The sequence below is a fragment of the Flagellimonas marina genome (assembly GCF_042651185.1).
Classification (GTDB): Bacteria; Bacteroidota; Bacteroidia; order Flavobacteriales; family Flavobacteriaceae; genus Flagellimonas; species Flagellimonas marina.
This window is the reverse complement of record NZ_JBHSCL010000004.1, coordinates 1,078,526-1,092,544: the sequence shown is the minus strand read 5'-3', so window position 1 is coordinate 1,092,544 and position 14,019 is coordinate 1,078,526. Positions and strand designations below refer to the sequence as shown.

Here is a 14,019-nt window from a genome sequence, read left to right as displayed (position 1 = left end):
ACAGGAGTATGTCATTTCGAACGCATGTGAGAAATCTGGATTTCTCAGTCGTAAACTCCTTCGAAATGACATTGAAAAACTATAAAAACGAACATTATGAAACCCTCAACAACCTTAATTTACGACGGTAGCTTTAACGGCTTCCTCACCGCCGTCTTTGTCGCTTTTGATGAAAAACTTAATGTGGCCGATATCCAAAAAAATAGCGAATGTCAAAATGGTTTGTTTTCTGAAACTGAAACCATCTTCACCAACGTTGAAAAAGCCAAGCGGGTATGGAATGGTGTTCGGAACAAGAGCCATAATGCCATTGCCAATGTGTATTTTGCCTTTTTGAGCGAAACTGAGGGCGTGGAATTAATGCTGTATACCTACATCCAAAAATTGATGGCCACCAAAAGTGGAAAACAGTTGGATTATTCGGACGGAATTGTGCTCCACATTAGCCAACTGGCTCGAAAAGTAGGGCGTGAAAAGCACCGTATGGAAGCCTTTGTCCGTTTTCAATTGACCAAGGACGACATTTATTTTGCCAATATTGAACCCGATTTTGATGTCTTGCCTTTAATCTCCAAACACTTTCGGGACCGCTACGCGGACCAGCAATGGTTGATCTATGATGTAAAACGAAACTATGGTATTTTTTACAATTTGGACCATGTGGAAATGGTATCCTTGAATCTTAGAGACATCCACTACAACAAGACCATTAAAAGTGATGTTTTTAAAACCGAGGAGTACGATTACCAAACCTTGTGGAATGATTACTTTAAAAGCACCAGTATAAAATCGCGCATCAACCCTAAATTACATACGCAACATGTACCGAAGCGGTATTGGAAGTATCTTAGTGAAAAGAAAGAAGCTGTTTAATAAAATGACTTTAATTTTATATAAATGAACAAAATATGTTGTCCGTATCTGATTTCGAAAGTTTACTAGGTAGAAGTGAAAGTGCAATTCTTGACTTTAAAGAGAGTTTTTATGACTTTGACAACGACTCAGATAAATCTGTTACCTCAAAATTTGTTAAGGATATAATCTCATTTTCTAATACCATAAGAAAGGAAAACGCCTATATAATTTTTGGAATTAAAGAATTAGAAGATGGAAAATTAGAATTAGTAGGCATAGATAATCGCTATGATGATGCAATTCTTCAAGATAAAATTAAGGACAAAGTAATTTCGAGACCTATTTTTTCTTATTACACCATTAATTATTCAAATAACCTATTTGGTATTATAGAATTGCCTATCTGGAAGTATGAAATGCCAATAATGCCATCTATTAATACTCTCAAAGGATTGACACAAGGAAAAGTGTATTATAGAAATGGTTCATCTAACACTGAAGCTAACGCAATTGACATTATCAGAATTAATGATTGGTTAAGGTCTCTAGAATCAACCAATAATGTCTGTTCAAAACATGATCATATTTCAAAATTTTTAATTGACCTTACAAAAGCTGAAGAAAAATTATCAGTTGTAGTTTCACAAATGCTAGCGTTTGCTAAGCAATATGACTTAAAAGAGTTAACCGAGTTTTGTGAAGTTGAAATATCAGGGATTAAATCAAACACACCTGAAAAATTTCAATATCGTTCACAAATAGTTCACATCTCATACAACAAAATAGAAATCAATCCATATTCTATCATAAATGTTACTGCTCAGACCTTGAAAAATGAATTCGAAAAGAATGATGAGTTTTTTGACTTTAAAATCATAATTCACCATTCATTAATTAACATAGAAAATTTTTTAGAAAAATTTTCTGGGCAAACTGATACTTCATTTGCCACAATGAAAACCGATAGCAAAACTGTCTTAGATATGGAGAAAAACTATGACCTTTACGTCTATTTTTTCTATGATAACTTCATTAATTTATATAAGAATATTAGACAAAAAGCCATAGATCTTTTAATGAAAATCTAGCATTATTTGCTTCTCTCCCCCACAAAATGGTCGCTCTTGTTTTTAAACAGTACATTAAAACTGGTCAAGCTACCATAAATGCGGGTAATGTATTGTTGTAAATCTATCTTTTCTTGGTCATCTAGATTGTTGCTGCTATTTATTTTTTGTTCCATCACCCGGATACGGTCACGCACCATCACTATCTTGTGAAAAAAAGTGTCGATGGGCATTTCCTTGCTCTGCGTGGCATCCCCAGGGTCCAAAATGAGTTTTCCACCTTTCCATTTATCTGCAATGGCCACTTTTTCATGGGTGTCGCTCCACTTTTCCAAAATCTTGACCAAGGAACGTTCCACATCAAAAAAACTTACAGTGTCCACTTCGTCTTCCACCGCTTCAATGGTTTCAAATTCGGAATCGAGGTCAATGGTTTCCAGTCCATTTTCCAAAAAAGTAACCCAATAATGCTTTGAGGATACGTTGGTCACTACCCCCTTTCCATGTTCGGGGTGATTTATACGGGAGCCTATACCTAGTATTTTCATTCAATTAGTTTTATGAAGATAAAGTTCGAATTATTTTTTAGTGTAAAACTATGGTTTTTCAAAAGCCGATAACACCTTATAAAAATCTTGATAAATGGCGTTGGCGTCAATGGAATTATAATAAGTGATGTTTCGATTTCCGCTATCCCTAGATGTTCTTACCACTCTTGTTGTACCAAAATCCGGCTTTAAAAAGACCGATACCAGCGCTAAGTCCCACAAGACTCTACTTTTCCGGGCACCATCCAAATGGTCATCCCAACGTTTAATCAGAAATCGACCTAACCTACTATTTCCAATAGCCTTGGAAATTTTATCATACTCAATTTCCATATCCACGGCTACATTTATGGGCATAATGTTCATGGCCACCTTGGAATCCAACAAATAATCCAATGCAAAGGGGTCCATTAAAGCATTAAAGTCATTTCGTTTTAACACATCTGTTTCAAAATCCAGGGTTGTTCCCAGCCAATATACCTCAAGCTTTTCGGCTATTTCTGGGCGAATAAACACAGCTGAAGCTACATTGGTCAATGCCCCGAGCACCAAAATGGTTACCCTGTCGTTTCTCTCCGCTTCTTCAATAATGCCGTACGCTGCTGCTGAGTGCTGGGCCCGGTCACCCCAATCGTACATGCGGGCCGGAGCGCCTCGTAAGGTCTTGAGTTGCAACCCCATCTCACCCAAAAGTTGTTGGTTTAGACGATGACTGTTTTCCATACTATTTGGAACGGTCCAATGGCTAGTTTGCCAATGAGCTGCATTCAATGCGGTTACCTTTACGCTGGAATCCGCCAAAATACGGGCTAGCGCATAAAAATCATCCACTTCATTGCCGGTGTCAGCATCCACAATCACCTCTCGAATTTGTCCCACAGCATGGGCAAGACCACAGAAAAACAGAACAAATACAAAAAGATGGGGCAACAAAAACTTAGAATTCATTTTCCAAAATTTGATTCGTTAAACTTAATGCTTATTTTATCAAAATGGTAATGGACATTGGCTTCCTTTTTAATTGCCAAATCGCTATTTTTGAGGTTTGCTATGATTTATGATTAATTATGAAGAACATATTGAGGTTAGGGGTGCCAGAGTCCATAATCTTAAAAATATAAATGTTACCATACCCCGCGAAAAGTTGGTTGTGATCACCGGACTTTCGGGTAGCGGAAAATCTTCTTTAGCTTTTGACACCATTTATGCCGAAGGACAACGCAGGTATATTGAAACCTTTTCGGCCTACGCGCGGCAATTCTTGGGCGGACTGGAACGTCCCGACGTAGATAAAATTGATGGCCTCTCCCCAGTCATCGCCATAGAACAAAAAACCACTTCAAAATCTCCGCGCTCTACCGTTGGAACCATTACCGAAGTGTATGATTTTTTGCGTCTGCTTTTTGCCCGGGCCGGGGATGCCTACAGCTACAACACCGGAGAGAAAATGGTGAGCTACAGTGATGAGCAAATCAAAAATCTAATCATTGAATCGTATCTGGACAAAAAAATCAATGTGCTGGCCCCAGTGGTCAAATCCAGAAAGGGGCATTATCGCGAATTGTTCGAGCAGATTGGCAAGCAAGGTTTTGTGAAAGTTCGTGTGGATGGCGAAATTTTAGATATCACAAAGGGCATGAAGGTCGACCGTTACAAGACCCATGATATTGAGATTGTCATTGACCGCTTGAAAGTCGGTGACACCGAAGATTTTCACAAACGACTCAGTGAAACCATTAATACGGCTATGTACAGTGGCGAAAATGTGTTGATGGTCTTGGAAGAGGGCGAAAGTGTCCCACGCTATTTTAGTAGGGACCTTATGTGTCCTTCATCGGGCATCTCCTACCCCTCTCCAGAACCCAACACCTTCTCCTTCAATTCGCCGAAAGGCATGTGCCCCGCCTGCAGCGGATTAGGTCATGTTCACGAAGTGAATGAAAACAAAATCATCCCTAATAAAAAATTATCAATCAAGGCCGGAGGGCTGGCACCTTTGGGTGAGTACAAGAAATCATGGGCGTTCAAACAACTGGAGACCATTGCCCAGCGGTACGATTTTGAATTGTCCGACCCTATTGAAAAAATTCCTGATGAGGCCATGGACATCATTTTAAATGGTGGAAAAGAAAGTTTTGAGGTCGATTCCAAAACATTGGGGGTAAAACGGCAGTACAAAATCGACTACGAGGGCATTTCCAATTTTATAAAGACCCAGTTTAAAGAAGCCAACTCCACTTCCATAAAACGGTGGGCCAAGGACTATATGGACAAGGTGAAATGTCCGGAATGTGAAGGTGCCCGTTTGCGTAAGGAATCGCTCTATTTTAAAATTGGCGAAAAGAACATTGCCGAACTCGCCCACATGGACATAGCCGAGCTGGCCCAGTTTTTTGAGCAATTGGACAATTCGCTTGAAGGCAACCAAAAAATTATAGCAGAAGAAATCATTAAGGAAATCAGGACCCGTATCCAATTCTTGTTGGATGTGGGCTTGGACTACCTTTCCTTGAACCGAGGTTCCAAATCGCTATCAGGTGGAGAGGCACAACGTATCCGATTGGCCACACAGATTGGGTCCCAATTGGTGGGGGTACTCTACATCTTGGACGAGCCCAGCATCGGTCTGCACCAAAGGGACAATGAACGTCTGATTCACTCTTTGGAATCTCTTCGGGATATTGGAAATTCTGTGATTGTAGTGGAGCATGACCGAGATATGATCGAGAGTGCGGATCATGTTATTGACATTGGCCCAAAAGCAGGAAAACATGGCGGGGAAATCATTTCCGAAGGAACACCACAAGAATTAAAGGACCATCATACACTCACAGCCCAATACATTACCGGGGAATTGGAAATTCCAGTGTCTGCTGAACGACGAAAAGGTACAGGGAAGAAGATCGTACTCTCAGGTTGCACGGGCAACAATCTTAAAAATGTTACTGCTGAATTTCCTTTGGGAAAATTGATTGGCGTTACTGGAGTTTCCGGAAGTGGCAAATCCACCTTGGTCAACGAAACCCTTTATCCCATCATGAACGCCCATTATTTCAACGGGGTAAAAAAACCGATGCCCTACAAGAAAATTACGGGGCTGCAACACATTGACAAGGTCATCGACATTAACCAATCACCTATTGGAAGGACACCACGCTCCAATCCGGCTACGTATACTGGGGTTTTCAGTGAGATTCGGGCTTTATTTGCAAAGACTACCGAAGCTTCAATACGGGGATACAAACCCGGGCGGTTCAGTTTTAATGTGGCCGGAGGCCGATGCGAAACCTGTCAGGGTGGCGGATTAAAGGTGATAGAAATGAACTTTTTGCCCGATGTGTATGTGGAATGTGAGACCTGCAACGGCAAACGTTTTAACCGCGAAACCTTGGAGATTCGGTACAAAGGAAAATCCATTGCCGATGTATTGGAGATGACCATCAATGAAGCAGTGGACTTTTTTGAGAACATTCCCAAAATACATCGTAAGTTAAAGACAATAAAAGATGTAGGACTCGGTTATATATCATTGGGGCAACAGTCCACTACCCTTTCCGGCGGAGAAGCGCAACGGGTGAAGTTGGCCACTGAACTATCCAAGCGCGACACCGGGAACACATTTTACATCCTCGACGAACCTACAACCGGACTACATTTTGAAGACATCCGTGTGCTTATGGAGGTTTTGAACCAACTTGTAGATAAAGGAAATACCATTTTGGTGATTGAACACAATATGGATGTCATTAAAATGATGGACCACATCATAGACATAGGTTATGAGGGTGGTCGTGGTGGCGGGATGGTCGTGGCAACCGGTACACCAGAAGAAATTGCCAAGGACAACAAAAGCTATACGGCAAAGTTTTTGAGGAAGGAATTGGAAAGTAATAAGCAAAAAATAGCAAAAGCCGTTTAAATAAAAAGATATACAAATGCGAAAAGAACAGCATACCAAAGGCTGGAACGAGATAAAGACCAATGACTCATGGGCCATTTTTAAAATCATGGGTGAATTTGTCTACGGTTTTGAAAAAATGAGCGCCATTGGCCCCTGTGTCTCAATATTTGGTTCTGCCAGGGTCAGGGAGGGTCAACCCTATTACGATTTAGCCGTAAAAGTGGCCCAAAGAGTAGCCGAAGCTGGGTATGGAATCATTACAGGAGGTGGGCCCGGTATTATGGAAGCTGGTAACAAAGGAGCACATTCAGCGGGAGGTACTTCTGTGGGCTTAAACATTGATTTGCCCTTTGAACAGCACGATAACCCCTATATTGATGATGACAAGAGCTTGGATTTTGATTATTTCTTTGTTCGAAAAGTCATGTTCGTAAAATATTCCCAAGGCTTTGTAGTTATGCCCGGCGGATTTGGAACCTTGGATGAGTTCTTTGAAGCACTCACCCTGATACAAACCCACAAAATACACACGTTCCCCATAATCTTGGTAGGTTCCGAATTTTGGAAAGGTCTAATGGATTGGATTAAAGACACCATGCTCGCAGCAGGCAATGTAAGCCCCAGGGACCTTGACCTTATCAAATTGGTGGACACAGAGGACGAAGTAGTGGAAATCTTGGATTCCTTCTACAAAGAACGCGACCTCAGTCCAAATTTCTAAATCATACCCTATTGATTACCCGTTGCACTCCATTTAGATTGTTCCTAATCCTTTTTGCATTTTGCTCCCAGTTGTGGGCACAACACCGCAATGAGGTAACGGCCCTATTGGATGGAGATGCCCACGACATTAAAATTACCCAAAAGTTCACCTATGTAAACGAATCTACCGAAGGGCTTTCCGTGTTGTATTTCAACGATTGGAACCATGCCTACTCCAACAAGAATACCGCATTGGCCAAACGTTTTGGGGAAGAGTTCAATCGTAGTCTTCATTTGGCAAAGGACCGGGAAAGAGGATTTACCGATATCAAGAGTGTGGTTGCCAACGATTACGCTGGGTTGGATTGGAAACGTTTGGGGAACAGAGATATCATATCTGTCACCTTAAATGAAATACTCCAACCCAATGATTCCATTGAGTTGTTCTTTACATATACCATTCAGCTTCCCGATGCTAAATTCACTTCCTATGGTTATTCGCCCGGTTTTGGCTACAACCTTAAGAACTGGTATCTGACCCCAGCGGTTTATAGGGGTGAATGGAAATTATATGACAACATCAATTTGGATGACCTCTACACAGGCATAACAGAAAGTGTCATCAACTTCACCTATCCAGAAAAACTACATCTGGTGTCCAATTTTGGCGAATCTAGCAGTACAAAATTCCCTGGTGGACAATATGCCAAGCTAATTGGAAGGAACAGAAAGAGTTGCGAGATCATTCTAACAACAACCGACCGATTTACCAAGCACAAATTTGAAAATCTTACGGTAACCAGTGATTTGGAATCCAATAAATATGATGACGTATATCAGGGCATCTCAATCAACAAAATAATACACTATTTGCATGAGAGCCTAGGGGAATATCCTCATAACAACCTGCTGGTCAGCGAATTTGATTACAGCCGTTCCCCTCTATACGGAGTCAATCAACTGCCGTCATTCATCAGGCCATATGAAGAGCAGTTCCAGTTTGAAATGAAATTCTTAAAAACGGCCATCCGTAATTATTTGCAAGAAACACTCTTCCTTAACCCACGAACAGAGCGTTGGGTAAATGATGCCATCACGTACTATCTCATGATAAAATATGTGGAAGAGTACTATCCGAATCAAAAATTGGCTGGGAAACTTTCCAAAATCTGGGGTTTCAGAGGGTTTCATTTGGCCCAAATGGGCTTCAATGAACAATATACGATGCTCAGTATGCTGTCGGCAAGAAAGAATATAGACCAAGCATTGACCACACGCAATGACTCCTTGATAAAGTTCAACGAGAAAATTGCAAATGGCTACAAGGCCGGATTGGGTATGTCTTATCTATCAGAATATCTTGGGGAGAAAAAAATTGATAGCAGCATCACCACATTCTACAAAGAATTTCATTTGGAGTCAAAAGTGACCGCAGATGATTTTAGAAAAACTATAGAAAAGTTTTCAAACAAAGACATTGACTGGTTTTTTGATGAATATGTTGCCACTGACAAAAAAATCGACTTTAAAATCAAAAGTATACAAAAGACAGAGGATTCCATCTCTTTGATCATTAAAAACAAGAGGGGTACAAATGTTCCCATTTCGTTGTTTGGCCTTCAGAATGATTCTGTGATTTCCAAATACTGGTTTACGGATATTGACACTACTAAGTTGGTGACCATTCCTCGAAACGGAGAAGATCGCATGGTACTCAACTACGATCAAAAAATTCCAGAATTCAATCAACGGGACAACTGGAAAACCCTCAATGGTTTTTTCTCCAGTAACAAAAAATTAAAATTCCAGTTTTTTAAGGACACAGAGGACCCGTATTACAATCAAATCTTTTACGTGCCCATTGCCAACTTTAACCTTTATGATGGTATCACCCCAGGAATGCGCATTTATAACAAGACCTTTTTGGAGCGGCCCTTCCAATACGACATCGCCCCAACTTACTCGTTTTTGGAGCGTACCATGGTGGGCAAGGCAGGATTTCGTTATCGGAAATACCACAAAAAAACAGGCCTTTATGTGTCGGAGTATTCCATTTCAGGTTCTACCTCACACTTTCAGGAAAATTCGCGGTTTTCCACACTTACTCCCGCAATAAGTTTTGGATGGAGACCCAATGATCTTATATCCAATCGCAGACAAACTTTACTTTTTAGGTACAGAAATGTGTTCAGAAGTATTGATGAGAATATTGCCGATGAGATAGATACCGACCCAGATTATGGCGTTATGAATGTTCGCTTCATAGATAGGGACAACAACATTTTAAACTATAACTCATGGTTCTTGGATGCGCAGCATTCCAACAATTTTACAAAACTTTCCTTTGAATATGAGTATCGGAAGTTGTTTCAAAGCAATAGACAGTTGAATTTTAGACTTTTTGCAGGTAAGTTTTTACGAAATAACACGGAGTCTGACTTTTTTAGTTTTGCGCTGGACAGACCAACCGATTATATGTTTGACCTTGCATATTTGGGAAGATCCGAGAGTTCCGGACTGTATAGTCAACAAATCATAATCGCGGAAGGTGGATTTAAATCCCAGCTGGAGAACCCATTTGCGAATGACTGGATTGTGACCACTAATGCCAGCACCAACATTTGGAGATGGGTTGAAGCCTATGGTGACCTTGGGTTTATTCGAAGTAAAGGACAAGATGCCCGCTTTGTTTATGATTCGGGAATTCGATTGAATTTAGTGACGGATTATTTTGAACTCTATTTCCCAGTTTATTCAAATAGAGGTTGGGAAATTGCCCAAGATGACTACGGGCAACGAATACGTTTTGTGGTTACCATAAGCCCTAGAACACTTATAGGCCTATTCACCCGAAAGTGGTTTTAATATTATAATATCCGCAACAAAACCATTGTTAAGCACGTCTATTTTACAGTATTCTCTTTTAATAGTCTCTGTTTTTATTAAATTGATATTTTATTAACAAGGTTTGATATTGATAAATTGAATGTATTTTAGTAATTTCGCAGAAATACACTAAAGCCTACATGAAACCTGACCCAAGTACGAGCAACGATATTTCCTTTGCAGATTTTCAATCACAGATTCTTCAAGATTACGAGACTGCGGTTATAAGCCGGGAATGTAGCTTATTGGGAAGGCGTGAGGTACTATCAGGGAAAGCTAAATTTGGGATTTTTGGAGATGGAAAAGAACTTCCCCAATTGGCCATGGCTCGGGCTTTTCAGGATGGAGATTTTAGAAGCGGCTATTATCGTGACCAAACTTTTATGATGGCCCTTGGCTATCTAAGTCCAAAGGAATTCTTCCATGGCCTATATGCCACTACGGATTTGGAAAAAGAACCTATGAGTGCTGGACGGCAAATGGGCGGACATTTTGTGACCCACAGCCTTAATGAAGATGGTTCTTGGAAAGACCTTACCCAGCAAAAAAACAGTAGCGCCGATATTTCCTGTACTGCCGGGCAAATGCCCAGATTGGTCGGGTTGGCTCAAGCCTCAAAAATATACAGAAATGTAAAAGAAATAGACCAAACCAATTTCTCAAAGAATGGCAATGAGGTCGCTTGGGGCACCATAGGAAACGCAAGTACCAGCGAAGGACACTTTTTTGAGGCGCTTAACGCCGCTGGCGTTATGCAAATACCTATGGTCATCTGCATTTGGGACGATGAGTATGGAATTTCGGTTCCGTCTGAGTATCACACCACCAAAGGAAACATCTCCGATGCATTAAAAGGATTTCAACGAACGGAGGATAAAGACGGATTTGAAATCTTAAAGATCAAGGGATGGGATTACACGGGACTTATCCATGCTTTTGAGAATGCCGCTGATATGGCAAGGGAAAGCCATGTCCCCGTTTTGATTCATGTAACCGAACTGACCCAACCCCAAGGACATTCCACATCCGGTTCGCATGAGCGGTACAAATCGCCCGAGCGTTTGGAATGGGAACGGGAGAACGACTGCAATAAAAGGTTTCGGGAATGGATTCTTGAAAACGGCATCAGTACAGAAGAGGAACTTAAAAAATTGGAGCGTGAAATCAAGCATAAAGTACGCTCTGCAAAAAAAGAGGCCTGGAGCGAGTTTTTAAAACCTCACTTGCAGGCTAAAAAGGAGCTTGTACATTTACTGGAAAGTGTTGCTGGTCAAAGTCCAAATCGTTCGTTTATCACAAAAATAAAGAACGATCTCATTGCTATTGAAGAACCCTTGAAAAAGGATTTGGCCTCCAAATCCAGAAGTGCGCTGCGCTATCTTTTGGGCGAATCAAGTCCAGAGAAAAAACAACTTCAAGAATGGGTAAACACTTTTTTAGCTACTACACAGCCAAAATATAGCTCACATCTCTATAGCGAATTGCCCAACAAGGCCACGAAAATTGATTTGGTTGCACCATCATATGAGGACACAAACGAGGAGGTGGACGGCAGAATCATTCTCCGGGATAATTTTGATGCCCTATTCTCTAAATATCCTGAGGCCTTGGTTTTTGGGGAAGATACCGGAAACATTGGAGATGTAAACCAGGGATTGGAAGGGCTGCAGAAAAAATACGGTGATATGCGGATTTCCGATACTGGAATCCGGGAAACCACGATTATAGGCCAAGGTATTGGGCTTTCCCTTAGAGGTTTACGTCCAATTGCTGAAATTCAATATTTGGATTATATCCTCTATGCCATTCAAACATTGAGTGATGATTTAGCATCGCTGATGTATCGCACCGTGGGCAAACAAAAGGCGCCACTCATTGTCCGAACACGAGGGCACCGTTTAGAAGGGATTTGGCACTCAGGATCACCAATGTCTGGATTGATAAGCTTATTAAGGGGAATGTATATTTTGACCCCTAGAAATATGACACAAGCTGCCGGTTTTTACAATACCTTAATGAAAAGTGATGAGCCCGCCTTGGTTATTGAAAGTCTAAACGGATATCGACTCAAAGAAAAGAAACCTACTAATTTGGGCGAATTCTGCACTCCCATCGGTAAGATAGAAACCCTAAAACAGGGGTCTGACTTAACCCTGCTGTCCTATGGGTCAACTTTGAGAATCGTTGAAAAAGTTGCACAAGACCTATTGGAGGTGGGAATAGATGCTGAGGTAATTGACGCACAATCTTTGTTGCCGTTCGATTTGGACCACGATGTTGTTAAAAGTTTAAAAAAGACAAACCGACTTTTAATAGTGGATGAAGATGTTCCCGGAGGATGTTCGGCCTATTTATTACAGGAAATCCTTGAGAACCAACAAGGGTATAGATATCTGGACAGTGCTCCAAAAACCCTAACGGCAAAGGCGCACAGACCGGCCTATGCTTCGGATGGGGACTATTTTTCCAAACCCAATGCTGAGGACATTTTTGAAAAAGCATATGAAATCATGCATGAGGTCGATCCAAATTCCTACCCCAAGCTCAGGTAGTTGAATTTCAACGAAAATATCAATTGAGAACCGTATTTCATCAATTATTTTTATCAGCATTACGACAGAATTCATACTTTCACGTGAATTAAAAATCCCCCTTAATGAAAAATAATGCTTTAGTCCACTTGGGATTGGCCATTTTGAGAATAGTGCCTTCTGTTTTTATGATCACCCATGGATACCCAAAACTTTTGAACTTAATCAATGGCAACACAGAATTTGCCAATCCATTTGGAATCGGTCAGGCACCTAGCCTATTTTTAACCGTTATTGCCGAGTTTCTATGCCCGGTTCTGATGATCATCGGGTTTAAAACACGATGGGCCGCTATACCAACAGCGTTTACCATGTTCGTTGCAGCTTTCGTAATTCACGGAGCAGACCCATTCGGCACCAAGGAAATGGCGCTGCTTTATTTTACCGTTTTTTTGGTGGTCTTTTTGTTGGGCCCCGGTAAATACAGCGTGGACAAAAAGTAGCCTTAGATTATTTCGGTGAGTAATTCTTTGAGAAGTTCTGACTGCGCCATGTTATTGGCACCCACACCTTTACTTTTCAAATCCAGCTCTCTCAAACTTGAAATGATTCCACTGACACGCTTCATGGGATAGTTCCTTGCCGCTACGGTGTACTCTTTCACAAAATACGGATTAACCCCCAATACCTTGGCCACATTACCCGGGGAATGGTCTTTTAACCCATGGTATTGCAATAACTGCGTAAAGAAGGTATTCAATAAAGTTACCGTTACCACAAACGGGTTGTCCTTAGGGTTTTGGGCAAAATAATCGATGATTTGGGAAGCTTTTCCCACATTTCGTTCACCAATGGCCTTCTTGAGCTCGAAATTATTGAAGTCCTTACTGATGCCTATGTGCTGTTCTATCAATTCTGCTGTAATCTCCGTGGCAGGCGGAACCACCAAGGCCAATTTGGTGAGTTCATTGTTGATTTTGCTCAAATCTGTTCCCAAAAACTCCACAAGCATTACACACGCCTTAGGTGAAATCTTGTAATTTTTGCCACTCAACGTTTTGCGAATCCATTCTGCAACCTGATTTTCATACAGTTTTTTGCTCTCAAAAAGCTCTCCATTCTTCTGAACGGCCTTGTACAACTTCTTGCGTTTGTCAAGTTTTTTATACTTATAACAAATGACCAGAACTGTAGTTGGTTGAGGATGTTCAACATATGCCGTTAGGTTCTCAATGGTTCGGGAAAGGTCTTGGGCCTCTTTAACAATGACCACCTGATGCTCGGCCATCATGGGAAACCGTTTTGCGTTGGAAATCACCTCATCCACAGAAGTATCACGGCCATAAAACACCATTTGGTTGAAGCCTTTTTCATCTTCGGAAAGCACGTTATCAGAAATATATTGACAGATTTTATCAATGTAATATGGTTCCTCCCCCATTAAAAAGTAAATTGGTTTTGGATTTCCCGAATCAATTGCCGCTACTATTTCCTTTACCTTGTCCATTCCGAAAAAAAATCATCAATTT

10 protein-coding genes are annotated in these 14,019 nt (G+C 40.9%); 7 read left to right on the top strand and 3 right to left on the bottom strand.

Features of this window, described 5'->3' with window-relative positions; genetic code table 11:
• Window positions 1–96: 96 nt before the first annotated feature.
• Window positions 97–873, top strand: a complete 777-nt coding sequence (locus tag ACFOWS_RS08460; protein ID WP_379763490.1) for a TIGR03915 family putative DNA repair protein — start codon at window positions 97–99, stop codon at window positions 871–873.
• A gap of 35 nt (window positions 874–908) precedes the next feature.
• Entirely contained in the window at window positions 909–1,943 is a 1,035-nt protein-coding gene (locus ACFOWS_RS08455; RefSeq protein WP_379763489.1) for an AlbA family DNA-binding domain-containing protein, read from the top strand.
• Window positions 1,944–1,945: 2 nt separating this feature from the next.
• Here the strand turns inward: ACFOWS_RS08455 and ACFOWS_RS08450 are convergent, their stop codons facing one another.
• Window positions 1,946–2,470, bottom strand: coding sequence for a hypothetical protein (locus tag ACFOWS_RS08450; protein WP_379763488.1), 525 nt, complete (start codon window positions 2,468–2,470; stop codon window positions 1,946–1,948).
• Between the two features lie 48 nt (window positions 2,471–2,518).
• Window positions 2,519–3,418: a nucleoside hydrolase gene (locus ACFOWS_RS08445; RefSeq protein WP_379763486.1), complete on the bottom strand. Its 900-nt coding sequence runs from the start codon at window positions 3,416–3,418 to the stop codon at window positions 2,519–2,521.
• A gap of 109 nt (window positions 3,419–3,527) precedes the next feature.
• On the opposite strand from ACFOWS_RS08445, the gene uvrA reads away from it, so the two are divergent.
• The 5 genes from uvrA to ACFOWS_RS08420 all read left to right on the top strand — a co-directional run bounded on the left by uvrA (window position 3,528) and on the right by ACFOWS_RS08420 (window position 12,993).
• Complete coding sequence (uvrA, locus tag ACFOWS_RS08440) at window positions 3,528–6,389, top strand: excinuclease ABC subunit UvrA (RefSeq protein ID WP_379763485.1); 2,862 nt, start codon at window positions 3,528–3,530, stop codon at window positions 6,387–6,389.
• Between the two features lie 16 nt (window positions 6,390–6,405).
• On the top strand, window positions 6,406–7,092 hold the full coding sequence (locus ACFOWS_RS08435) for an LOG family protein (protein WP_366589341.1): 687 nt from the start codon (window positions 6,406–6,408) through the stop codon (window positions 7,090–7,092).
• Window positions 7,093–7,103: 11 nt separating this feature from the next.
• Complete coding sequence (locus ACFOWS_RS08430; RefSeq protein ID WP_379763484.1) at window positions 7,104–9,938, top strand: metalloprotease; 2,835 nt, start codon at window positions 7,104–7,106, stop codon at window positions 9,936–9,938.
• 161 nt (window positions 9,939–10,099) lie between these two features.
• Complete coding sequence (locus ACFOWS_RS08425) at window positions 10,100–12,511, top strand: alpha-ketoacid dehydrogenase subunit alpha/beta (RefSeq protein ID WP_379763483.1); 2,412 nt, start codon at window positions 10,100–10,102, stop codon at window positions 12,509–12,511.
• Window positions 12,512–12,615: 104 nt separating this feature from the next.
• On the top strand, window positions 12,616–12,993 hold the full coding sequence (locus ACFOWS_RS08420; protein WP_366589348.1) for a DoxX family protein: 378 nt from the start codon (window positions 12,616–12,618) through the stop codon (window positions 12,991–12,993).
• Between the two features lie 2 nt (window positions 12,994–12,995).
• Here ACFOWS_RS08420 and holA read toward each other — a convergent pair whose 3' ends face one another.
• Entirely contained in the window at window positions 12,996–13,997 is a 1,002-nt protein-coding gene (gene holA / locus ACFOWS_RS08415; RefSeq protein ID WP_379763482.1) for a DNA polymerase III subunit delta, read from the bottom strand.
• Between the last annotated feature and the right edge of the window lie 22 nt (window positions 13,998–14,019).

What these genes read in the sequence shown, in the direction of transcription:
- ACFOWS_RS08450 (WP_379763488.1), bottom strand. Translation starts at nt 2,470, where the DNA reads ATGAAAATACTAGGTATAGGCTCCCGTATAAATCACCCCGAACATGGA.
- ACFOWS_RS08460 (WP_379763490.1), top strand. Translation starts at nt 97, where the DNA reads ATGAAACCCTCAACAACCTTAATTTACGACGGTAGCTTTAACGGCTTC.
- ACFOWS_RS08435 (WP_366589341.1), top strand. Translation starts at nt 6,406, where the DNA reads ATGCGAAAAGAACAGCATACCAAAGGCTGGAACGAGATAAAGACCAAT.
- uvrA (WP_379763485.1), top strand. Translation starts at nt 3,528, where the DNA reads ATGATTAATTATGAAGAACATATTGAGGTTAGGGGTGCCAGAGTCCAT.
- ACFOWS_RS08445 (WP_379763486.1), bottom strand. Translation starts at nt 3,418, where the DNA reads ATGAATTCTAAGTTTTTGTTGCCCCATCTTTTTGTATTTGTTCTGTTT.
- holA (WP_379763482.1), bottom strand. Translation starts at nt 13,997, where the DNA reads ATGGACAAGGTAAAGGAAATAGTAGCGGCAATTGATTCGGGAAATCCA.
- ACFOWS_RS08420 (WP_366589348.1), top strand. Translation starts at nt 12,616, where the DNA reads ATGAAAAATAATGCTTTAGTCCACTTGGGATTGGCCATTTTGAGAATA.
- ACFOWS_RS08455 (WP_379763489.1), top strand. Translation starts at nt 909, where the DNA reads ATGTTGTCCGTATCTGATTTCGAAAGTTTACTAGGTAGAAGTGAAAGT.
- ACFOWS_RS08425 (WP_379763483.1), top strand. Translation starts at nt 10,100, where the DNA reads ATGAAACCTGACCCAAGTACGAGCAACGATATTTCCTTTGCAGATTTT.